We start from the raw sequence: 24028 nt of genomic DNA, 5'->3' as shown, positions 1-24028 counted from the left end.
CATGCGCCTCCTGGTCATCCTAACCCTAACTATTACGACTTTTGCATACGGCTGGATACATCTACAAATCAAGGTGTCTCCTTATGCTTCTTCCACAAAAAATCGATCTGTGGTCTCCAAAGAGGCTAATCAATTAACCGAAGTTCAAAAGTTATCTCTTGAAAAGCTAAATTTTGTTTGTGACCGAAGGTCTGATAGTTTAGAGTTGGTGAAGTTTTATAATGCGACTGGAGGACAGAATTGGATACATAAATGGGATTTAAATAAATCATTGGACTCCTGGTATGGAATAGGGCTTAACAATGCGGGATGTGTAAAGTACATCGATATGGATGGCAAGCCAAATGGAATCAAGGATAGCTTTCTAACTAATAATTTAACAGGATTGTTAATATCACTAGACTTAAATCAGTTGGAAGGTTTAATTGTCCCAAATAATAAGATCTCAGGATCGATTCCAGAGTTTTTAAATCTTCCTAATTTGACAACACTGGTATTAGAGGCCAATCAATTCAATGGGGAGATACCTGTTTTTTTAAATTTACAAAACCTCAAATTTTTATGGTTAAATGATAATAAGTTGACAGGCAATATTATCAATTTCAACCTGCCTGCCTTACAAGAATTAAATCTATCTAGAAACCTTCTCACGGGCACCATACCAAATTTTGATAAAATTCCTAATCTCTATTGGCTATTTCTGAATGAAAATCAATTAACCGGAACAATACCAGATTTTATTAAGCTGCCATATTTATCTACATTATGGCTATATAGCAATCAATTAAGTGGCACCATTCCCAATTTTAATCACCCTAATCTCTATGGGATATTATTAGGGAACAATAACTTGACTGGCCCAATTCCTAATTTTGACAAGGTAGGTTCCTTGCAAGATCTTAATTTATCAGGAAATAAACTTTCAGGCAATATTCCAGTATTTAATAAAGTCCCTTTTCTTAAATACCTTTTGATTGCTGATAATGATCTTTATGGGGTCATTCCGGATCATACAACAACTAATATTCATTTAGATCTTTACTACCTAAACAATAATAGATTAACCTTTTCAGGCATCATCCCGAATTTGGAAAAAGTAAAAACTTTGACGAATATTACGAATAAAGAATGCCCCACCTGCACGTATGATACACTCATATACACACCTCAACAAAAAATATACCATGACACAACGATCCTAATTTCCCCCAACACCTCCTACACCCTAGACCTCCTCATCGATGACACCGTCACCACTAATACCTACACCTGGTATAAAAATGGTACACTCTACAAAACCATAAAGGGAAGCAATAAGCTTCCGTTTACTCCTTTCACAAATGCAGACGAGGCTACCTATACAGTAAAGATCACAAATCCGTTAGCCTCACAACTGACATTGGAGAGCTGGCCGATCAGGTTGAATGCTGGGCCTAGCTTGGTTTGTGACCGATGGTCTGATAGTTTGGAATTGGTGAAGTTTTATAATGCGACTGGCGGACCTAATTGGTGGAAGAAATGGGATTTAAGTAAGCCGATGGACTCATGGTGGGGAGTAACTTTAAATACTGGAGGCTGCGTAAATACTATAATCCTTTATGATACGAGCAACACCAATTGTATGGCTTGTCTCGGCTCAGGAAATAATCTGATTGGCCCTATACCAAGCATAAATTTATCCCAGTTATCTACTCTCAATTTAAGTAATAATAAAATATCAGGTTCAATCCCAAATTTTAATCTTCCCCAATTATCGTCCTTAATTTTATTATACGACAATTTATTTGGTACTATTCCGAATTTTGATAAATTGCCAAATCTTGATTTTTTATATTTAATTGGCAATCAACTTGAAGGACCTATTCCTAATTTTGACAAAATACAAAATCTGCATGTTTTAGTATTAAATGACAATAAAATAACAGGGACAATTCCAAATTTTAATAAACTGCCTAATCTTCAGGTATTGTCTTTTTCAGATAATCATTTTACAGGTTCAATTCCAAATTTTGATAAATCGCTTAAGCTTATTTCGATAGTTTTATCAAATAATAAATTATCGGGGACAATTCCGAATTTTGGTCCATTGCAAAATTTACAATCCATTGGATTGCAGAATAATCAACTCACCGGACAAATTCCTAACCTCGATGAACTTAAAGATGTAATCGGTATTAATTTTAGTCAAAATCAATTATCTGGACCGATTCCTGAGTATAATACATTATCTAAATTAAGAAGTTTAATACTATCCTTTAACTCACTTACTGGATCTATTCCATCCTTCAAATTGAATCCTGAGCTTGAACTTATCCAAATAAATAACAACCAATTAACCGGTAACTTACCCAAATTCGTTAATAATAAATTTTTATTTAGAATTTGGCTTCATAATAATAATCTTTCAGGCACTTTACCTAATTATAATCTTGATAATCCTAAATTATCTTATTTGACTACGCAAGAAAATAAAGTCACGTTTTCTGGACTTTTATCAAATCTAGCCAGTATTAAAAATTTGACGGATTTAATAAATAGGGATTGCCCAACCTGCCTTTATGATACCTTAATATACGCCCCGCAAAAAAAAATATACTCCGACACCACCATCCTCATCCCCTCAAACACCCCTTACACCATCGATCTCCTCATCGATGACACCGTCACCACCAGCACATACACCTGGTATAAAAATGGAGCACTCTACAAAACCATCAAAGGAAGTAATAAGCTCGCATTTACACCTTTCACAACTACAGATGCAGGCACTTATACAGTGAAGATTACAAATCCATTAGCTCCGCAGCTGACACTGGAGAGTTGGCCGATCAGGTTAAATGCTTTGCCGATGTTAATATGTGACCGAAGGTCTGATAGTTTAGAGTTGGTGAAGTTTTATAATGAGACTGGTGGGCCAAATTGGTGGAAGAAGTGGGATTTGAGTAAGCCGATAAGTACATGGTGGGGAATTACAATAAACAATGAGGGATGTGTAACGGAAATTCGTTTGAACGATACTGCTATCAATGGATGTTGCTCCGGAAACAACCTGATTGGTACCTTAATTATTATCAAATTGCCTTCACTGACTTACATTAATTTAAGAGCCAATAACTTAAGCGGTACTATTCCTGATTTTCACTTTCCATCGCTAGAGAACTTAAGGTTGGAAACAAATAAATTAAGTGGCAGTATACCAAATTTTAAAAATTTACCTAAGTTAGGTTACCTTGCTTTGGAGGGCAATCAATTAACTGGCGATATTCCCAATTTTGACATGATGCCACTCTTATATCGCTTGGGTTGTTATGATAATCAATTGACTGGGCCTGTTCCTAATCTGAATAATTTACCTCAACTGAATAGAATACACTTAAACGACAATAAATTAACTGGTTCAATACCTTCGTTTGACAATAACCCAAAATTAGAGACAATAAATTTATATGATAATGAACTGACCGGAAGTATTCCTGATTTTAAGAATCTTCCTTTGTTAAAAGTCCTTGCTCTGCATCATAATTTTTTAAGCGGATCTTTGCCAGGATTAAAAGGATGCTTGCTTCTTGAAAACTATGAAGTGCATAATAATAGGATGGGTGGCATGATACAGGATCTATCACATCTAAAAAATTTAGGAACACTGACCTTAAGTGATAATAATTTCTCCGGCCCTTTGCCAAAACTTGACAAGTTTCCTGGTTTAAAAGAAGTATGGCTGGCCAACAATAGTTTTACAGGATCTTTAGAGGACTATACTATATCTAATCCACTACTTAGACGAGGGACATTTGAAGGAAATAAACTCACCTTCACCAATATCATAAAATATCATGATAAGATAAAGACACTGATAGAGGTTACTAATAAATGGAGTCAAAGTCTATTTACTTATGCACCCCAAGATACTATTTACCGCGATACGACCATCTTCATTAATAACAATACACCCTATACTTTAGATCTCCTGATCGATGACACCGTCACGACCAGTACATACGCCTGGTATAAAAATGGAAGCCTTTATAAAACCATGAAAGGGAATAAACTACCTTTTAACCCATTTACGAATAATGACGCCGGCACTTATACAGTCAAAATTACTAACCCATTGGCTCCACAGTTGACACTAGAAAGTTGGCCGATAAGGTTAAAGACCAATGCTGCAAGTGATGAGCAAGATTGTTCTAATGCGCGGGTCATCACTATTACTCCCTGTTATCAAAAATTTATTATTGACTCTATGATTGGCCCTGGTAGTGTATTGGATGAAGCTGACAATTCTTGTTTGGACTTTAATAATTTTGATCTTAAGAATAATCAATCCGAATCTAACTCCAAATGGTTCAAATGGACCGCCAATGAAAATTTAAATATCACCTTTACGATTACACCGTTAATCTCTAATGAAGATATTGACTTTGCCGTTTTTGAACTACCTGATGGAATAAATGGATGCGCTACCAAGCGTCTCATCCGGTGTAATGCTACAACATGCAATTTAAGTAGCACAGGATTAAATGAATCCTCTACAGATATTGAGGAGTCTCCAAACTGCGACCCTGGGGAGGATGGATTTTTAAAATCATTGGATATGGTCAAGGGCAAAACATATGCCATCATGGTCAATGGATTTGAAAAGCAAAATGCTTTTTCGATAGAGTTTATGCTCAAAATAATAGCCCTTAAACCTGATTATGTAAAAGTAAAACATTCGACGCCTACATTATTCGATGTATTGGCAAATGATACCATCTCAAAGGGCGCTTCCATAGATGTGATGATCCAAGAGCCTCAAAATGGTACCATGATTTACTCCCGTACATCAGGAAGGGGTACTTATACTTCTAATCCAAAATTTTCAGGTAAAGAAATTTTAAAGTACACAGTTTGTTCTACGATCTGTCCTACTGATTGCAAATCTTCCACCATCGAGTTCGAGGTAGAATCTCCCTGTTCCGATCGAAACAGCCTGGTACTCCCGAACGTTATTTTCCCAGATAGCCCATCAAGAGATAATCGATATTTTATCGTCGAGGCATTAATAGATTGCCCGGATGCCTTTGGTCCAAAACCTACCAAACTTACAGTCTATAACCGATGGGGCGACCTCGTCTACCGCAATGATGATTATAAAAATGATTGGGATGGTACCAATACGCAAGGTCAGCCATTGCCTACGGGCACATACTATTATCTGCTGGATTTGGGGAGTGTCAGTGCGCCGATCAAGGGGTATGTGGTGATTATGAGGTAGGGGAGTGTGATTAATCAAAAGGATTTGGATTTTATAATAAGAATATAAGAATTGGAGAGCGCTGATACTGTGATACCTCCCCTTATTAAAAACATACACTTGATGTAACATTCAACCGCACTGCCCAGCAATCCAGCAATTGGAAGCTAGAGCCTGCGCCCATGAATTGAAAACGCCTAATTTTTCTGGTATTCAGCCGCCACCAACGGTAGAAACTTCTATCAGCTTATCCAGGGCCTTTACCATGCCATAATAATACATAAATACAGTGCTATCCGGCCAGGACTATGCAGTTTCCATTGAATGACCATAGGATCAATGACTGGGACCATACTCCTGGCAAAATCGAAGGATAAAATATAGGACGCTATCTGCTAACATTTACATCAAACTGCAATATATCCTTGAAAACAATTTAAATAAAACATTATCATGAAAAAAACAGTATTCATTTTTGCACTGACCTGTCTGACATATTTTTCTTCACTAGCTCAAAATAAAAGGGACGGTACTCCCGACATGCGATATCGGGCAAACAAAGAACTATTCAGCGTGCAAGGCAGCTATACCATACCGCGATATACCATTGAAAATACAACTACCACCTACCAAAACGGATATATCAAAAGTACTGGCACTTATGTAGATGGGCATTATAAAACCATGCCTAATGCTACGAATATTGATAATTATTCAACCACAGGCAATCTCAATTCTTATACCAATGAGCCAGGCAGCCGTGCCCGTGACTATAGTCCTGAGGCATATCAGTACGGGAGTGGCAGGGCCATACAAACAGGCAGCCGGGGCGGACAATATTATATCAATGACCATGGCAATAAAGTATACGTGCCAAAAAGAAACTAACTATCATTTTTATTCATCAGCTTTTTTCGGTCCTGGGAGCAGGTCACTCAGTGTCTAAAAGCTGCAAAAGTTCAGAAAAATTTGACCATGAAATACATCTTAGCGCTGCTTATCACCATTTCATTTTTGTCGACTCGATGAGGAATACCTGGAAATGGAAATGATCAGCAGCCATTTATCAATTACAGATCTCATAGGCCTGGCGCTGGGCTTAGACAGACTCACTTTAAAGAAAAGTAAGTAACGCTTCAACCTCTCTTAATCCAAAAAAACTTTGTGTCATGAATAAGACAATAATAATCCTGGTATTATCCACTTTGTGCTGGTCATCCTATGCACAATCCAGCCTGTCCGCGATGATCGGATATGATCAAAACACTCAATATTACGAAGCATACTCAGGTATAGACCTCACTGTACGTTACCAGATCGGCCAGGTCGAAAAAATAAAGTATGGGCTGGCCCTGCAGTATGATCACTTCCAACTGGATGTAGCCGGCATCTATACCTCCTCCACCTCCCTGCTCTCCCTCGGCCTGTTTTCAGAATTTTTACCCTTTAAACTCAAGAAAATAGAGCCTTATCTCTCCGCATCCTTAGCGCCCACCTATTGTACCGCCAAAGGGGAGGTTGATTTTATTTTTTTCGGGTCCGCAGCTGAAAAGGTTAGCTTCCTGGCAGGGCAGTTTTCAGCCGGCATAGGTTCACGATTCTCCATGACCGAGCATGTCGCCTTGCAGATAGATATCAGGCAAGTACTCAATTACAGCAAAAAATTCGATGCAGATGGCTTTTATAATTATTCCTGCATCAACCTTGGAGTAAATTTCAAATTGTAAAACACTGCCTGCCCTTTTTATTATGACCAGACTTTGACTCTCTCTCTAAATCACTGATGGTCAAGTAAATATTATTACAACAACCTTCTTCTAATTCATTATTAATCATACCTTTACCTTATGCGCATCCTGGTCATCCTAACCCTAACTATCTCAGCTTTTGCATACGGCTGGATGCATCAAGAAATCAACGTATCCCCCAATTATTCTTCCACAAAGCATAGACCTGCGATCTTCACGGAAGCTACTGAATTGCCTGACGGTGATATGCTATCTTTTGAAAAGCTGAATTTTGCTTGTGACCGAAGGTCTGATAGTTTGGAGTTGGTGAAATTTTATAATGCAACTGGTGGGCCTAATTGGTGGAAAAAATGGAATTTTAGTAAGCCTATGGATACATGGTGGGGTATTACTCTAAATTCTATAGGATGTATTCTATCCATAAATTTAAGTGATACAACCACAGGATCATGTTGCAAAGGAAACAATTTAACTGGTCCAATTATATCACTCGATCTTCCGAACATGGAATATTTATTTTTAAATAATAATCAACTAAGCGGCGGTATTCCTGATTTTGATAAAATTCCAAATTTAAAACAATTATATTTAAATAATAACTTTTTAAGTGGCAATATTCCTAATTTTAGTCATATTACTAATCTTTTTTCATTAGGATTATCAAATAATAATTTGAGTGGATTTATTCCAGACTTCAATATGTTACCCAATCTATCTGCTTATTTATACTTAGGCAATAATAATTTAACCGGCAGTATCCCAAATTTTGATAAAATTCCTGAAATAAGTCAAATATTTCTTGACCACAATCAGCTTAGCGGAAACATTCCTAATTTTGCTAATTTAACTAAACTTAGAGATCTAGATCTGAATAATAATAGATTGGTGGGACAATTACCAAGTTTCGAAAATTGTTCAAGCTTAAAAAACTTATTTTTAAATGATAATCTTTTAACTGGCAATATTCCTAACTTTGAAAGCAATAAAAATCTTGTTACTATTGATTTAAGTAATAACAACTTAGTTGGCAATATTCCAAACTTCAATAACCATTCTGAATTATTTAATATTATTTTATCGAATAATAAATTATTTGGTTCTATTCCGAGTTTTCTCAATTGCACAAATTTAACAAATTTATATTTAGATAAAAATAGATTGGATGGTAATATACCAACATTTGATCAAAATTTAAATTTGAGCAGACTTCTTATAAATAATAATCTGTTAAAAGGATATATAAGTGATTTTACAGTTACGAATCCTAAGCTATCATGGCTCCGGTTTGATCAAAATAGGTTTAGCTATTCTGAGATTATACAAAATCTAGAGAAAGTCAAGAAATTAGTTGATTCAACCAATATGATTTGTTCAACTTGTAAATTTGATACTCTATTATACGCTCCACAACAAAAAATATACTTCGACACTTCTTTCCAGATCCTTACTAACACCCCCTATACCCTCGACCTCCTTATCGATGACACCATCTCCACCAGCACTTATACCTGGTATAAAAATGGAACGCTATATAAAACCATTAAAGGAAAAAATAAGCTGCACTTTGCACCTTTCACTACTACAGACGCGGGTACGTATACAGTAAAGATTACAAATCCACTCGCACCGCAGCTTACATTGGAGAGTTGGCCGATCAGGTTGAATGCAGGGCCTAGTCTGGTTTGTGACCGAAGGTCTGATAGTTTGGAGTTGGTGAAGTTTTATAATGCGACCGGAGGGCCAAACTGGACCATCAAATGGGAGTTAAATAAAGCAATGAATACTTGGTATGGAATAAGTCTGAGCGCTGATGGGTGTGTACAAAAAATTGACTTCATAGGTATCTCAAACAATTTATCTGGAATTTTAATTCAGTTAAATCTAAGTCACTTAACTTTCTTAAATCTAAGTTACAATCAATTATCTGGATCAATCCCCAATTTTGATAAACTGCCTAATCTGCAAAATTTATATTTAGACAGGAATCAACTTACAGGATCAATCCCTAATTTTGATAAACTGCCTAATCTGCTAAATTTAAGTTTAACTGGGAATCAACTTACAGAATCAATCCCTAATTTTGATAAACTGCCTAGTCTGCAATTTTTAAATCTAGGTTACAATCAACTAACAGGATTAATCCCTAATTTTGATAAACTGCCTAGTTTGAAATCTTTACATTTAAGTGGGAATCGACTTATAGGATCAATCCCTAATTTTGATAAACTGCCTAATCTGGAATCTTTAGGTTTATTTGAGAATCAACTTAGTGGCTATTTACCTGATCATACTCTAACCAACCCAAAACTAGATGGATACAGGATTGATCAAAATAAACTTACATTTTCAAGCTTTATTCGGAATATTAAAAAGGTTAAAACTCTTACTGATGTGCTCAATAATCTATGTCCAACTTGTTCTGGTGATACACTCACCTATGCTCCTCAAAAAATGATATATGTAGACACATCAATATTTATTCCCGTTAACACCCGCTACACCCTCGACCTCCTCATCGACGATACCGTCACCACCAGCAGCTACGCCTGGTATAAAAATGGCACACTCTACAAAACCATCAAAGGAAGCAATAAGCTGCCGTTTACTCCTTTTACGAGTGCAGATGCGGGCACCTATACGGTCAAGATTACGAATCCACTTGCTCCACAGCTGACTCTGGAGAGCTGGCCGATCAGGTTGAATGCTGGCCCTAGACTTGTTTGTGACCGAAGGTCTGATAGTTTAGAGTTGGTGAAGTTTTATAATGCAACTGGGGGCTTGAATTGGTGGAAGAAATGGGATTTAAGTAAGCCAATGAGTACATGGTGGGGGATAAAACAGAGCGGTGAAGGTTGTATTACAGGTATATACTTAAGTGATACCGCCAACCTGACAGATCTGTTTGTTGGAAATAATCTCTCAGGAATTATGATTGACTTAAATCTTCCACATCTTTTAGAACTCAATCTAGCTTCTAATAAACTTGGAGGGAATATCCCAAATTTTAATGGTTTTCCTTCTTTAACTTCGATCCATTTATTCAATAATAAGTTTAATGGCCTTATTCCGGATTTTGATAATTTGCCCTTATTGCTTGACTTAAATTTTGGGTCTAATAGTTTGAGTGGAAATATACCAAGTCTTAATAAGCTCACCAAACTAAGAAATATATCACTTTTTAGTAACATCTTGTCAGGACCTTTACCAGCCTTTGACAAGGCACTAAGCCTGGAGTCTATTCAAATTCAATCTAATAAATTGGATGGATCACTCCCCAGTTTAAAGAATCCTATTCTTCGATTGATATATCTACATCATAATAATTTTTCAGGGCCTATTCCTTCATTTGATTTTACCCCAAATTTGGAAACATTAAATGTGACAGATAATAAGCTAACTGGAATTATACCCGATTTCAAAAATCTTCCTTTGCTAAAAGACTTGCTGTTACAGCAAAATCTTTTAAGTGGCTCTCTACCACAATTAAAAAGTTGCTTACTCCTAAAATACTTTGGGGTTCAAAATAATAGGCTGGATGGCCAAATACCGGACCTTTCGCATCTAAAAAATTTAGTAACACTGACCTTAAGTGATAATAAATTTTCCGGCCCTGTGCCAAAACTTGACAAATATCCAAATTTGAAAGAGGTATGGCTGGCAAACAATAATTTTACGGGATCTTTAGAGGACTATACTATATCTAATCCCCTACTTAGTCGAGGGACATTTGAAGGAAATAAACTCACCTTCTCCAATATCATAAAATATCATGATAAGATAAAGACACTAATAGAGGTTACGAATAAATGGAGTCAAAGTCTATTTAGTTATGCACCCCAACAAAAAATTTATGTGGATACGGCAATCACCATTCCGCCTACTCCAATTACCCGCTTGATCTTAAAATAGATGATACTGTTACTACTAGTATTTACACTTGGTTTAAAAATGATACCGTATATAAAATCATCACAGGAAAAAACAAACTGCTTTTTTCGCCGTTTAAGCCTGAAGATGCAGGTATCTATACTGTAAAAATTACAAATCCGAAAGCCCCTCAACTGATCTTGGAGAGTAGGAAAATAAACCTGATGGTTGGCCCTCAGAATGGATGCAACAGGTTTGCGGATTCTTTAGAGTTAAGAAGATTTTACGATTCAACTGGAGGAAACATGTGGCAGAACAAAACAAATTGGATTTCAGTTGCACCTATAAATACCTTGAATGGAATTAAACTTAATACAGAAGGATGTGTGCTGGACATACGCTTAGATCAAAATAAACTCTCAGGAACGTTGATAGATCTCAATTTGCAAGGTCTAAGCACATTATATCTTCCTGAAAATAATATCTCAGGAAATTTACCTTCATTCAAATACTTGAAGAATCTTACAGATCTTACGTTAAACCATAATATGTTTACCGGATCATTTCCTAATATTGATTCATTAAAGGATCTCGTGGTGTTAGGAGTGCTGGATAATAAGCTATCTGGCCCCTTACCTATATTAAATAATAATAAAAAAATCAAAGATTTAAATTGGGGACACAATAATTTTGGTTCATCGCAATAACAAGTACTTTTTTAAAAACCAGAAAATCAATATCTTAGAGTAAAAAAAGCTATGGATTCAAAAATATTGGAATTAGGATATGGCATAAAAGGGGTTGATATTACAAAAGTTGAAGAGGACAATGGATATATCGGAATACATATAGAAACCAAGAAGGGCAATTTGAAATGTGGAGAATGTGGTAGTCGGAATGTGATAAAACGAGGCTATACAATTCGGGAGTTCAGGGATGTTCCGATTGGCCTAAGAGCTGTGCGACTAATAGCAAAGGTGTATCGACTGGAATGTAAGAATTGTCTGAAACTAAGACAAGAGAAACTATCCTTTGCTGAGAAAAAAAAACTACACGAATAACGTAAAGAATCTGTGTTTAAGTTTATTGAGCTGTATGACAATAGAAGATGTATCAAACTACACAGGACTGCACTGGCATACGATTAAAAAATGGATAAGAGTATCTGAAAAGACGGTACAGGAAAATGGATTTTAGAAGAGTTAAATATATAGCGATAGATGAATTCGCGGTGAGCAAAGGTCACCAATACATGACAGTAGTAATGGACCTGAAACGAAACGAGCCTTATATGTCAAAAAAGGCAAAGATGGAGCTAGTCTGAGGGAGTTTTGGAAGGAAATCAAAGAAGCAAAAGTCAAAATAAAGGCAGTAGCAATAGATATGAGTCCTGCCTATATCAAATCGGTCACAGATCATATAGGGTATGACAAAATAGTATTCGATTGGTTTCATATCAAAAAGAAAATAAATTTTGAAATAGATGAGTTACGGCGAGAGATGTACAATGAGGAAAAGAGGCTTGGTATCCGCCAAGTAATGAAGGGCAGTAGATGGCTATTATTAAAGAATTCAGAGAACCTAAATGCCGAAAAAGATGAGAAGCAGAAATTGGAAAAGGTGCTACAAATGAATAAGCCATTGGCCACAATGTACTATATGAAAGAAGAATTAACAACCATGTGGTGGTTGGGTGGAAAAGCAAAATCTGAAGCATACTTGCAAACCTGGGTTCTCAGGGCTATAAATAGCGGAATTAAGCAGCTGATAAAAGTTGGAAATATGATAGGCTCGTTTAGAACAGCAATCTTAAGATGGTTTGATTTTGATATTAGTTTATCAACTGGACCGCTAGAAGGATTTAATAACAAAATCAAAGTACTAAAAAGAAAAGCTTATGGTTATCGAGATATTGATTACTTCGGATTGAAAATATTTGATTTGCATAATTATCGGTTGAAGTATGCATTAATGCGATGAACCATAATTTTAAAGGCTTATTTCCTGATAATAGTGTACTACATCCCTCCTTAATTTCGAATACAATTGATGACAATAAACTAACCTTTGAACATCTAATACAAAATCTATTGAAAGTACAGAGACATATAGAAAATAATGGCGGATTTAATCGGTTTGTTTACGCTCCACAGCAAAAAATCTATGTCGATACCACCATCTCCATCCCCTCCTGCACTGACTATACGCTTGACCTGAAAATCGACGATACGGTCACTAGTTCTACCTACTCCTGGTTTAAGGATGGCGTTCCATTCATTTCAATCAAGGGGAGTAATAAACTTCCATTTATAGGCTTCAACTCCACCAACACCGGCACTTATACTGTAAAAATAACCAATCCGTTAGCTCCACAGCTGACCCTGGAAAGTCCCCCAATACGATTAATTTCATCCGGCACTGCTCCTCAAATTAACAATCCCCGAGACACTGCATTATCTTGTGGATCATCCTATATATTACCCACACTTAAAGGGATTAACTTGACCGGCAACGGACTATATTTTTCAGGCCCCGGTAAATCTGGCATGAGTTATAAACCCGGCGATAAAATAATTTCTACCACTACATTGTATGCTTTTGATGGGTCCGGTTCTTGTTTTGATGAAGATACATTTACTATTTCTTTCAGTATAAAGCCTGCGTTCATTCTCAAACCAGATCAATATAAGGTCCCATACAACCAATCCATCTTATTCGATGTATTAGCTAATGACATTATCCCTCAGGGCTTGAATGTCATGGTCGTCATAGACAATCCGGTACATGGAAAAAGCTTTTATTCTCAAACTTCAGGTAAAGGCACCTATACTCCCGACTTAGGATTTATTGGTAAAGAGATTCTAAAGTATAAAGTATGCCCTGTCTCCTGTCCTAATGTTTGTGACTCCTCTACAGTAGAATTTGATGTTCTCCCTCCCTGCTCCGATCGCAACAGCCTCGTCCTCCCCAATGTGATTTTCCCCGATGGACCCTCCAATGACAATCGATATTTCATCGTCCAAGCATTAATAGATTGCCCCGATGACTACGGACAAAAACCAACCAAACTCACGGTATTTAACCGATGGGGTGACCTCGTCTACCGCAATACTGAATATAAAAATGATTGGGATGGTACCAATACACAAGGGTTACCATTGCCTTCGGGCACATACTATTATCTGCTGGATCTGGGGAGTGTGAGTGCGCCGATCAAGGGGTATGTGGTGATTATGAGGTAGGTGACTGCGATTAATCAAAATGAATAATGATACTATCACAAGAATAGAATGCCCTGATACGATGATACTCCGCCTTGTTTTTTGATTTTAATTTTTTCTTTAGGTGGCATCGAAATGCTGCAAGCACAAAGACCTGAGGCTATGCGCTTCGAAGGGACGCTGGGCAGATCTACGGGATTTCGATCTGCTCCTTGTGCAGGCACTAGTGCCGGCACCTTCAAAATCACCCGTAATGTGCTAAATAAGTCTAAAAATATAAAGTATCTCTGTTTTGGAGATCGGTTGAATATCGTACATAATAAAGTGGATGTTTTGTTCCAGGATCCCAAACCCGCTACGATCCCCGGCATTGGTTATGTATTTTATAACTGCAAGCCTACCGTAGATGGCCCCAGTCTATCAGCAGTCATAAACGATGCCTGCATTAATAAAAAGTCTCCGATCATCGTTAATGGCTCTCCAGTGAACCAGACTCAAGGTATGTGGCTGGCTAGAGGAGCTGCCAATGGGGATATAGAATTTAATAATGACGGTTATCTTCAAAATGCCTACAACAATGGAAAACCGGTTCAGTTTTGGTTTACTCCCATTACCCTGGATCAGTTTGCTACCAATCCCTTTTTCGAACCAAATGCTTCCAATGTAGCTGGAGCCTGCATAGCAGTCAACAAAGACTCTGCCTTTTCAATAGTTTATCTCAATGCTCTTGTCATGACCAATGTGACAGCTTCAAACAATGGACTTAACAATTACACAGGTACTTTCACAGTCACAGGGGGACTACCAGAGTTTGACCCAATAGCTACCTATACCCGAATCTCCATCGTCAACAATAAGGACGCCAATCTCAAGGGTCGCCTCACCAATGGACCTGCCACCAATGGCAAAGCCATGACTTTCTCCGTACCTCAACCCGGCACTTATGATATCCTCATCGAAGACATCAATGGCTGTTCCATCACCGAAAGGATCACCATCATGGAAGATCCGGGCCTGATCAAACTAGGGTGTATGGATGGGCAGATCGGTCAGGAAGTATGTTTCCCAATATCTATCGGTAGAATTCCAGACCTTACAGCAGCTCAATTTACGGTAGGATTTAATCCTCAATCATTAGAATATGTCGGTGCTAAAAATCTTAATCCTATTCTCCAAACAACTGTGGATAATACCATTGTCACCAATTCAGTAGCTCAGGGTTTTATCAAATTTTTCTGGGTGGATTTTAATCTCAATTCTTATGATTTTACAAACGAATTACCTTTAGTGGAATTATGTTTTAAAATAAAAGGTCCTCCTGGTCCAAATACTGTTAGGATATTGCCTAATCCGGGCCCTACATTACCCCGACTCGAACTCTCTGATGCGGATGGCAATTCTATACCGATAAACACCGCTACCGGTAGTGTATTCGATTGTACGATGAATATTACTCCATCCTCTGACCTGGATGCTAATTATTTACAATGTGGGCAGACATTGTTCGGACAGGTTTTTGGAGGTGCCGGCCCCTACGCCATCAGATATAAATTGATCGCCAACCCTGCCGTCACGGACACCCTCAGTTTTGCACAGGCTTTGGCACCTACTCCCATATTTTCTAATCTTGCCTCCGGAGCCTACGAGCTTATAGCCAAAGATGCGACAGGCTCTTCGGTGACGGATACCTTTACCATCAGTTCAGCCATCACAGATATTTCGATAGATTTCAGTAACCGGGCCAATATATCCTGCAAAGGCAAGGATGGCCGCATTTTAGCTGCAGTTACTGGAGGGACCCCTGCTTATCGATTTGAATGGTCTACCAATAGCGTAAGTGATCGAATCACCAACCTCGGTCCAGGCACTTATACGGTCAAAATAACCGATGCACAAGGATGTGTAAAAACGGATAGTGTGACCTTAATCAATGAAGGCGTGCAAGCAGCCTATACCATCGATAGACTGCCCCGGTGCAGCGGAGTCAATGATGGAAGAGTGCTCGCCAACCCTTCCGGTGCTTTTCCTCCATTTCTAGCCAATTGGGAAGGAGCAGGGACGCAGATCGGTAATAATTTTAGTTCTGTAAGTGAAATTCCAATTCGTTTGATAGTGCGAGATGCCAAAGGGTGTTCCGATACTACACCTTATTTTAGTTTGGCTGTTCAAAAGCATATAAACCTTTCGCTCACTATTGATAATCCACGATGCTTTGGTAATACTGATGGCCGCTTGACGATTGGAAGAACCTTTTCAGATGGCTCTTTGATGACTGGCGATCAGGTATCCCTATCGTCTGCATCCATTGGCACTAAATCTGATAATTTGAGACCAGCCATATTTAATAATCTGCCGGCGGGCATCTATAATGTCCGGGTAGCAGAAAGCTCAGGCTGTTTTATCGATACGGTAATCAATCTTGTACAACCCAAACTGCTGGACACCATCAATGTAGTATCCAGGTTTGAATCATGCTACCCCGCCAAGGATGGCCAGATCTCTTTGGCGATGACTGGCGGCACACCCCCGTACCGCTATACTTGGAGCGATACGCCAATAAACCTCGGAAGTCGCACCGGACTCTCTGCCGGGTCATATAAAGTCACCATCACAGAGACCAATAATTGCCGCACAAAATTTAGCGCCTTAAATGAATTGAGTATCAACTTAAGGCAATCTAACACCGGGGTGATCATACCCATTCAACCGGACTTTTATAAATTAAAATATCTTACTGCTCAGTTATTTGATGTTTTGAGCAATGATAACTTATTGCCAGGAACACCGGTGGTAGTGACGATCGACAATCCCCAAAATGGCGCTATCATCTACTCTCAATCTACTGGCAAAGGCACCTTCACCCCAAGTCGAACCTTCTCCGGTAAAGAAGTATTAAATTACAAGGTTTGTCTACAAGCATGTCCTGAAGTATGCAGTTTCTCTAAGATTGAATTTGAGATCGAATCACCTTGCCTGGATCGTAACCATTTAGTCCTGCCCAATGTCATATTCCCAACCGGGCCAAGTGGTGAGAACAGATACTTTTTTGTCGAGGCTTTACAAAACTGCCCTGGAGCTTTCGGCCCAAAACCTACCAAACTTACTGTATACAATCGGTGGGGCAACCTGGTTTTTCATACGGATGATTATAGAAATAATTGGGAAGGCACCAATACTCAAGGGTTACCATTGCCTTCAGGCACATACTATTATCTGCTGGATCTGGGGAGCATAAACGCCCCGATAAAGGGGTATGTGGTGATTATGAGGTAGGGGACTGCGATTTAAATAAAATGAATTTGGATTTTATAATAAGAATGGAGTGCGCTGATACTGTGATACCTCCCCTTATTAAAAACATACACTTGATGCAGCATTCAACCGCACTGCCCCGCAATTGGAAGCTAGAGCCTGCGCCCTTGAATTAAAAACGACTAATTTTGAAATCCCTATACCTTAAGCTGCCATCCCATTCACAAATACTTCCACATACTCCTTCATCTTCTGTATGATCCGCTCTCCGATCTCCCTTGCGACAAGGATGCTCGGCCTGTCACCCAAACACCTCAGGACATCGTCACGCAGGGGATCCTGGCCGCTGAATATATAGGCTTCTATGAGGGAATTAAATTGGTCTTTGTCCAGGTGTTCGTCGTCACATAGCTTGGCCAGGGCTAATACTTTTTGATCTTGCCAGTATTTTTCAAATTCATCCTGGATATTATCTGCATCCTCTATATGGGGCAGGTTTTCTTCTATAAACTTCTCTATAAGTTCACGTTTGCTCCTAAGCAGTAGGTCACCACCCAGTAGATCTATGATGGCTTTCTTTTGTTTTGCTGCTTCAGTGGTCCTGGCTTGTTTTAACCTGGCCATCAGCTTGATGATATAAGTCACATTGACGAGGTCACGATGTATCAGTTCGAGCTCAAAATCAATGTCTTCCAGGATGGAGGTCTTGTCTTTGGCGTTTTCACGTTTTACTTTGTCGTAGAGATCCAGGTATTTGCTCTTATAGTTTTCAAAAGTCTGCTCGTCGATACCCAAAGTCTCCCAGCTAAAATCAGCATAAGAAGCCAATACATTTTTTATTCGCAGTAAGGCGCGGAAGGCTTTGACAAAGGACTGTTCCTCCTCTTCGGTTTCGAATGCATCCACGATCTGGTAGAAGGGGGCCACGGCCAACAGATTCTTCAAAGCTTCCTCAAACTTTTCAGCGAGCTTCTCATACGGTGGGAGTATGATTTCTTCGATGGCTTCTTTGTTAGAGAACAGGGTGATGGCTTTATCCGTAGACTCTTTGAGATTGCGAAAGCAAAGGATATTTCCCTGGGATTTCTGCTCCCCAAAGGTCCGATTGGTACGGGAATAGGCCTGGATCAATCCATGGTGTTTTAAATGCTTGTCTACATACAGCGTATTCACTTTCTTGGCATCAAATCCAGTCAAAAGCATATTAACCACCAGGACGATGTCCAACCGATCCTTTTCATCGTTAAAAGTCTCTTTCTCCCGTTCCTTTAGTCGTTTGCTGATATCTTTAAAATAATTCTCAAATTGCTGACTATCCTTAGTAGTAAAGGAAGTACCATACAGTTGATTGTATTCTCTTATATATTCCTCCAGTTTGTCCCGGGTGTGACTCGGCTTACTAAAGGCTTCAGGATCTGATATTTGCCAGTCATCGTCAGGTAAAAAATCGCCTGCGTCATCATCTTCTTCGTTGGTACCAAAGGTAAAGATGGTCGCTATCCGAAGGTCGTGCTCTCCTGCAGCTTTCTTCCTCCGGAAGATTTCATAATACTTTATTAAGGTATCTATACTGGTCGTGGCGAAAAGTGCTGAATACGCTTTATTAAAAGTTTTTACCCCGTGATAGGCTATGATGTAATCCACGATCTTCTCCAGTCGTTTGGTATCGCTATACACCTCAGCCCTATCGATATCCTCCACCTCAATATCAATAAATGTATTGCCTTTTTGTTTGTATTTGCCTATGTACTCTATACCAAACCGAAGTACGTTTTGGTCACGGATAGCATCAGTGATCACATATTTATGCAGGCACTTGCCGAACAAGTCTTTGGTAGTCCGTTTGCCATATTCATTTTTATTGGCATTGTCTGCAAAGATGGGGGTGCCGGTAAAACCAAACAATTGACTCTGATGGAAATAACTGGTGATCCGCTCATGGGTAGCACCAAACTGGGACCGGTGGCACTCATCAAAGATGAACACGATCTTTTTATCTTTTAAATGCTCCAACCGATGTTCATAATAAGCCTTCGAGATCGCATTGTTTAGCTTCTGGATCGTAGTCAGGACCAATTTGGTATCATCTGTGAGTTGCTTCACCAGGGCCAGGGTATTGTCAGTGACATCTACACTTCCTTTTTTAAAGCTGTTAAACTCCTGCATGGTCTGGTAATCCAGATCTTTGCGATCTACTACGAATATCACTTTGTACACCCCGGGTATATCCATAATGATCTGACTGGCTTTGAAGGAGGTGAGCGTTTTACCAGATCCTGTAGTGTGCCAGATATACCCATTGTCACGGCTGTTGATGACCTGCTGGATGATGGCTTCGGTAGCAAAATATTGATACGGTCGCAGTACCATCATATTCTTAAAGGTCTCATTCATGACGATAAAATGAGAGAGGTACTTACCCAGGTGGTTTGTATGGAGAAAAGAAGCTGCAAAGGCAGCTAAATCGGTCATATTTCGATTGTGCTCATCTGCCCAATAAAAGGTTTGTTTTACGGACTGGAGTGGATTATTGGCCAGATACTTGGTATTCACACCATTGCTGATCACAAATATTTGCACATACTGAAATAAGCCGTGATTACTCCAAAATGAATGTCTCTGGTACCGGTTGATTTGATTGAATGCTTCTTTGATCTCGATACCGGTACGCTTCAGTTCTATTTGTACTAAGGGTAGACCATTCACCAACAGCGTGACATCGTACCGGTTAAAAAATGATCCTTCCTGCTGGACCTGGTTGGTGACCTGGTACCTGTTTTGGGACCAATCTTCATTATTAAAGAATCGCACATAAAACGAAGTGCCCTGCCCGTCCGGCAGGCTACCATCTTCTTTGACCAGGTGAAACCGATCTCGTAACGTTTTGGCCTTTTCAAATACATTGCCCTTGGCCAGGTGGTTGAGGATAGCGCCAAATTCTTTTGGTGTGAAGGAAGTGTTGTTAAAGGCTTCTAACTGCGCTTTAAGATTGGCAAGTAGGGCCTCCCCATCATGAATTTGAATTAAATCATACCCCAAGCTAGTTAACTGCTTGATGAGATTGTTTTCTAATATGGCTTCGGATTGGTGCAATGTTCTGTGTTATGATTCTTATGATTTTTTTGATTCCTCTGATTTGAATTTCTTGTTGGTTAATCGCTTGAAATTTAGGCTTGTTTCGCCAAAATTAATTAATAAACCTACCTCTAAATTATAAGCTTCCAAATAATTAATGGCCTGAGCCAAATGAACATCCTCTAATTTGGTAATGGCTTTTAACTCCACCGATATGGTATCCTGTACCAAAAAATCCACGCGCCGGGTACCAATATGCAAGTCTCTGTAATATATGGGCATTTCAAATTCACGACCAAACCAAATATCAGCCAACTCCATTTCAATAGCAAGTGCACGCTGATAAATCACTTCCTGAAACCCATTACCCAGGGCCTTGTGCACGGTCATGGCACATCCAATAATTTTGGAAGTCAATTCTGAATATTTGTACTTCTGGTCAATCATCTGAACTGTGATTTTTTTGATTTGTGTGATTGTGTGATTTCATTTGGTCGATCTTTTCATGTGTGTATTTAAAATCATATAAATCATTTAATCACAAAAATCATAGTTCAGATTTTTTTTTGATGGCTGTGATTTTCTTTCATTGATCATATCATGTATAAATTTAAAATCATATAAATCATTTAATCACACAAATCATAGTTCAGATCTTTTTTTGATTACTGTGATTTCATTTTCCTGATCTTTTCATTTATGCATCTATTAATCATAAAAATCATTTAATCACAAAAATCATAGTTCAGACAAACATCCCCTGCAACAACCCTTTTTTAAACGCTTGGGTTTGGGTGATTTGGTTAGCTACGCTTTCTATTTTGGTGTCGATGGTGGATAGGTAGTTGGCGATTTTTTGTTGTTCTTCAACGCAAGGGATTTCGAGTTTAACTTTTCCCAAACGACCTGGTGAAAGACTTAGGACTTTTGTTCCTTGTGCAATCGTCATAACCTGCTTTCGAACATAAGGGGCTTGAACCAAATAACCTGAAAACCCAATATACATTTTTGTTTTATTGGGTCTAGCCAAAAATGTGTGTAAGCCTGCAACTACTTTTTCATTATTCAATTTAATTAGCTCAATCGACTTTCCAATGTCAGCATAGTCTTCTGAAGCATCAGCAATTACTAAATCACCTTCTTGACAATAATTCTCGTCTTTCAATTTAGATAAATCAACATTTGGATTTACATAAGGCACGACCTCTTCAAGCACCTCAAAACGTGATGAAAATTTAGTATGAATATCTCCATAGTGAATATTCTTGACCTTACCACTTTCATAATTTAGATTATCTCTTGAAAAGAATTTGTGGTATAGAATGAAAAAATATCCTCATACAATTTCTCCTCCCACTCCGGAAACGCCTTCCCATTTTCAGATTTAAATCTCAATTTTCCAGAAAAGATCTGTTGCATCACCCCCTTTTTATATTGCTCCAGCAATTCTTTTTTTCGGGTGAGCTGGTGTATCTTTTCGTCTATGGAGGATAGGAAGGAGGCAATTTTTTGTTGTTCGGGTAGGGTGGGGATGTTTAGTGTTAAATTGGATAAGCGACCAGTAGAGAGACTAAGTACTTTTGTTCCTTGAGCAATAACAATCACTTGTTTCCTGAATCTTGTTGATTGAACTAAATATCCAGCAAAACCCTTGGCCATTTCGTGTTTATTAGGTCTCGCTAAGAAAGTATGGAGTCCCGCAATTACTTTTTCATTATTGAGATTTATTAGTTCAATTGTCTTGCCAATGTCAGTATAGTCTTCAGATGCGTCAGCAATGACTAAATCCTTTTCTTGACAATAACTATCTGCTTTAATTCTACTAATATCGACATCTGAATTTAGGTATGGTATGTCTTCCTTTTGAATATTAAATTGAGTAGAAAATTTTGTATGGATGTCACCATAATGGATGTTTTTAACAAACCCACTTTCATAATTCAGCTTCTCTCTTGAATAAGAATTCGTAGTATAAAATGAATATACATCACCGTATAGTTTACCCAACCAAACATCATCAAAATCCTTAAATCTTAAGGCTGGCATATTTTTATTTTTTACTGTCATTTATTTCGTTAGTTATATGGCTTGCCTATTTTTTAAATGTTTCGATTGTTATTACTTAGCTAAGACTTTTCTCCCTTTTTATTTTATCCGCCAGTTCGTTCAATTCATCCATATCCTGTGTATCTGCCTGTCGGGCTTCCTGTAGTTTTCTATTTGCATCAAATTTTTCATAGCGTCCCTCTACCAGTTTTTCCATTTCAGTGTTACTAATACTACCTTTATGATGAAGTAGTACTTTATCATTCAATGCAATGATTTTGTCTGCACTATCTGGCCAAAAATCTAGGGTGATACCCTGCCTGTTTTTGGCCCGTAGCTCTGCCGTCTCTAAAAATACAGTGACAAACCTGTTGAGACTATCGAGTTCGTCCTGGTTTAAATAATTTTTGGCGATATAGATATCCTGCTTCCTTACGATGGTACCTTTCCAGGAGGTCAGGGCCATATTGGGCTCATTGGGGTCTGCCCTGCTGACCACTATCTCCGCAGCGGTTTGGCTAGTAATGGCATAGAGCAGTTTGTTTTGTGTCTCGGCATAAAACATCTGAGTAGCCTTGTCCGTACTATCATAGTCGCTGCTCAAGGCAAACAGGTCGCGCACTTTTTGATAAAACCTTTTCTCAGACGCGCGTATATCACGGATGCGCGCGAGTAGCTCATCAAAGTAGTCAGGTCGGCCATCCGGATTTTTGAGGCGCTCGTCATCCATAATAAACCCCTTGACCATGTACTCTTTTAAGTGGCTGTTGGCCCATTGCCTGAATTGTGTACCTCGTTTGCTCCGCACCCGGAATCCGATAGCCAGTACCATATCCAAGGAGTAGAAAGCCACCTTATAGTTCTTGCCGTCAGCGGCAGTACTTAAGTAATCCTTAATAACTGAATTTTTGTACAACTCATTCTCTTCCAATATATTAGATATGTGCATGCTGATATTGGGTACAGAGGTGTCAAAAAGTGTTGCCAACTGGTTTTGGTTCATCCATACGGTTCCATCATCAGTCATGAGGGATATGGAGACTTTGCCGTCCGGGGTGTGGTATATGATTATTTTATTTTCTTCTGGCATGCTGTTTTTCGAATAATCATTCTAATTCTCCAATCGGTGCTGAGAGTTGAATACCTTTTTAAACTGTAGACTCTTTCCGTCAAAGTTAATGAGCAAGCCCAAGGGCATACCATAGGCCACCAGATAGTTCTTAGCTTGCGCTAGGTGCACATCTTCCAGATTGATCATTGCTTTCAATTCTACAATGATCAGTTTTTCTACCACAAAGTCAGCCCGCCGCGTGCCTACATGCATGCCTTCATAAAAAATATCTTGTTCCTCTTCACGCACAAAATTCAGATTTGCTTTCGCAAGTTCTATAGCCATACATCGCTGGTAAATCACTTCCTGAAATCCATTGCCCAGGGTATTGTGCACTTTCATTGCACAGCCATTAATCTTATAAGTTATGTCTTCAAGCTGCATATTTCCAAAAATAAAGTCCTACTATTTTTTCTTCATTTTCAAATCCTGTTCATCAAATCCTGCTCATCCTCATATCCTCATATCCTGT

General features: G+C 38.6%; 15 protein-coding genes. 9 read left to right on the top strand and 6 right to left on the bottom strand.

Annotated elements, in window-relative coordinates:
• The first annotated feature begins 1 nt into the window (after position 1).
• From IPJ09_05670 to IPJ09_05630, 9 genes are all read left to right on the top strand, one after another.
• On the top strand, positions 2 to 5257 hold the full coding sequence (locus IPJ09_05670) for a leucine-rich repeat domain-containing protein (protein ID MBK7370917.1): 5256 nt from the start codon (positions 2 to 4) through the stop codon (positions 5255 to 5257).
• Positions 5258 to 5689: 432 nt separating this feature from the next.
• On the top strand, positions 5690 to 6124 hold the full coding sequence (locus tag IPJ09_05665) for a hypothetical protein (GenBank protein MBK7370916.1): 435 nt from the start codon (positions 5690 to 5692) through the stop codon (positions 6122 to 6124).
• Positions 6125 to 6405: 281 nt separating this feature from the next.
• Positions 6406 to 6963, top strand: a complete 558-nt coding sequence (locus IPJ09_05660; protein ID MBK7370915.1) for a hypothetical protein — start codon at positions 6406 to 6408, stop codon at positions 6961 to 6963.
• A 120-nt stretch (positions 6964 to 7083) separates the two neighbouring features.
• Positions 7084 to 10893, top strand: coding sequence for a leucine-rich repeat domain-containing protein (locus IPJ09_05655; protein MBK7370914.1), 3810 nt, complete (start codon positions 7084 to 7086; stop codon positions 10891 to 10893).
• Between the two features lie 182 nt (positions 10894 to 11075).
• Positions 11076 to 11558 carry a hypothetical protein gene (locus IPJ09_05650; GenBank protein MBK7370913.1) on the top strand — a complete coding sequence of 161 codons (483 nt, stop codon included), beginning with the start codon at positions 11076 to 11078 and terminating at the stop codon, positions 11556 to 11558.
• Positions 11559 to 11609: 51 nt separating this feature from the next.
• On the top strand, positions 11610 to 11912 hold the full coding sequence (locus IPJ09_05645) for a transposase family protein (protein MBK7370912.1): 303 nt from the start codon (positions 11610 to 11612) through the stop codon (positions 11910 to 11912).
• Positions 11913 to 12075: 163 nt separating this feature from the next.
• Positions 12076 to 12831, top strand: a complete 756-nt coding sequence (locus IPJ09_05640; GenBank protein ID MBK7370911.1) for a transposase — start codon at positions 12076 to 12078, stop codon at positions 12829 to 12831.
• A gap of 110 nt (positions 12832 to 12941) precedes the next feature.
• Positions 12942 to 14093: a gliding motility-associated C-terminal domain-containing protein gene (locus IPJ09_05635; protein MBK7370910.1), complete on the top strand. Its 1152-nt coding sequence runs from the start codon at positions 12942 to 12944 to the stop codon at positions 14091 to 14093.
• Between the two features lie 81 nt (positions 14094 to 14174).
• The gene (locus tag IPJ09_05630) at positions 14175 to 17345 is read left to right on the top strand and encodes a gliding motility-associated C-terminal domain-containing protein (protein MBK7370909.1); all 3171 of its coding nucleotides are present in this window, start codon (positions 14175 to 14177) and stop codon (positions 17343 to 17345) included.
• 183 nt (positions 17346 to 17528) lie between these two features.
• Here IPJ09_05630 and IPJ09_05625 read toward each other — a convergent pair whose 3' ends face one another.
• From IPJ09_05625 to IPJ09_05600, 6 genes are all read right to left on the bottom strand, one after another.
• Positions 17529 to 20417, bottom strand: a complete 2889-nt coding sequence (locus tag IPJ09_05625) for a type I restriction endonuclease subunit R (protein MBK7370908.1) — start codon at positions 20415 to 20417, stop codon at positions 17529 to 17531.
• 18 nt (positions 20418 to 20435) lie between these two features.
• The gene (locus tag IPJ09_05620) at positions 20436 to 20846 is read right to left on the bottom strand and encodes a GxxExxY protein (protein MBK7370907.1); all 411 of its coding nucleotides are present in this window, start codon (positions 20844 to 20846) and stop codon (positions 20436 to 20438) included.
• Between the two features lie 298 nt (positions 20847 to 21144).
• Complete coding sequence (locus IPJ09_05615; protein ID MBK7370906.1) at positions 21145 to 21615, bottom strand: restriction endonuclease subunit S; 471 nt, start codon at positions 21613 to 21615, stop codon at positions 21145 to 21147.
• A 71-nt stretch (positions 21616 to 21686) separates the two neighbouring features.
• Positions 21687 to 22466, bottom strand: coding sequence for a restriction endonuclease subunit S (locus IPJ09_05610; protein ID MBK7370905.1), 780 nt, complete (start codon positions 22464 to 22466; stop codon positions 21687 to 21689).
• A gap of 55 nt (positions 22467 to 22521) precedes the next feature.
• On the bottom strand, positions 22522 to 23535 hold the full coding sequence (locus IPJ09_05605; GenBank protein ID MBK7370904.1) for a virulence RhuM family protein: 1014 nt from the start codon (positions 23533 to 23535) through the stop codon (positions 22522 to 22524).
• Between the two features lie 21 nt (positions 23536 to 23556).
• The gene (locus tag IPJ09_05600) at positions 23557 to 23940 is read right to left on the bottom strand and encodes a GxxExxY protein (GenBank protein MBK7370903.1); all 384 of its coding nucleotides are present in this window, start codon (positions 23938 to 23940) and stop codon (positions 23557 to 23559) included.
• Between the last annotated feature and the right edge of the window lie 88 nt (positions 23941 to 24028).

The organism is Saprospiraceae bacterium, assembly GCA_016709995.1.
Taxonomy (GTDB): Bacteria; Bacteroidota; Bacteroidia; order Chitinophagales; family Saprospiraceae; genus JADJLQ01.
Note: the sequence above shows the minus strand (reverse complement) of the source record. Positions and strands in the feature narration are given on the sequence as shown.

What these genes read in the sequence shown, in the direction of transcription:
- IPJ09_05660 (MBK7370915.1), top strand. Translation starts at nt 6,406, where the DNA reads ATGAATAAGACAATAATAATCCTGGTATTATCCACTTTGTGCTGGTCA.
- IPJ09_05620 (MBK7370907.1), bottom strand. Translation starts at nt 20,846, where the DNA reads ATGATTGACCAGAAGTACAAATATTCAGAATTGACTTCCAAAATTATT.
- IPJ09_05650 (MBK7370913.1), top strand. Translation starts at nt 11,076, where the DNA reads ATGGTTGGCCCTCAGAATGGATGCAACAGGTTTGCGGATTCTTTAGAG.
- IPJ09_05655 (MBK7370914.1), top strand. Translation starts at nt 7,084, where the DNA reads ATGCGCATCCTGGTCATCCTAACCCTAACTATCTCAGCTTTTGCATAC.
- IPJ09_05605 (MBK7370904.1), bottom strand. Translation starts at nt 23,535, where the DNA reads ATGCCAGAAGAAAATAAAATAATCATATACCACACCCCGGACGGCAAA.
- IPJ09_05670 (MBK7370917.1), top strand. Translation starts at nt 2, where the DNA reads ATGCGCCTCCTGGTCATCCTAACCCTAACTATTACGACTTTTGCATAC.
- IPJ09_05665 (MBK7370916.1), top strand. Translation starts at nt 5,690, where the DNA reads ATGAAAAAAACAGTATTCATTTTTGCACTGACCTGTCTGACATATTTT.
- IPJ09_05600 (MBK7370903.1), bottom strand. Translation starts at nt 23,940, where the DNA reads ATGCAGCTTGAAGACATAACTTATAAGATTAATGGCTGTGCAATGAAA.
- IPJ09_05610 (MBK7370905.1), bottom strand. Translation starts at nt 22,466, where the DNA reads ATGACAGTAAAAAATAAAAATATGCCAGCCTTAAGATTTAAGGATTTT.
- IPJ09_05645 (MBK7370912.1), top strand. Translation starts at nt 11,610, where the DNA reads ATGGATTCAAAAATATTGGAATTAGGATATGGCATAAAAGGGGTTGAT.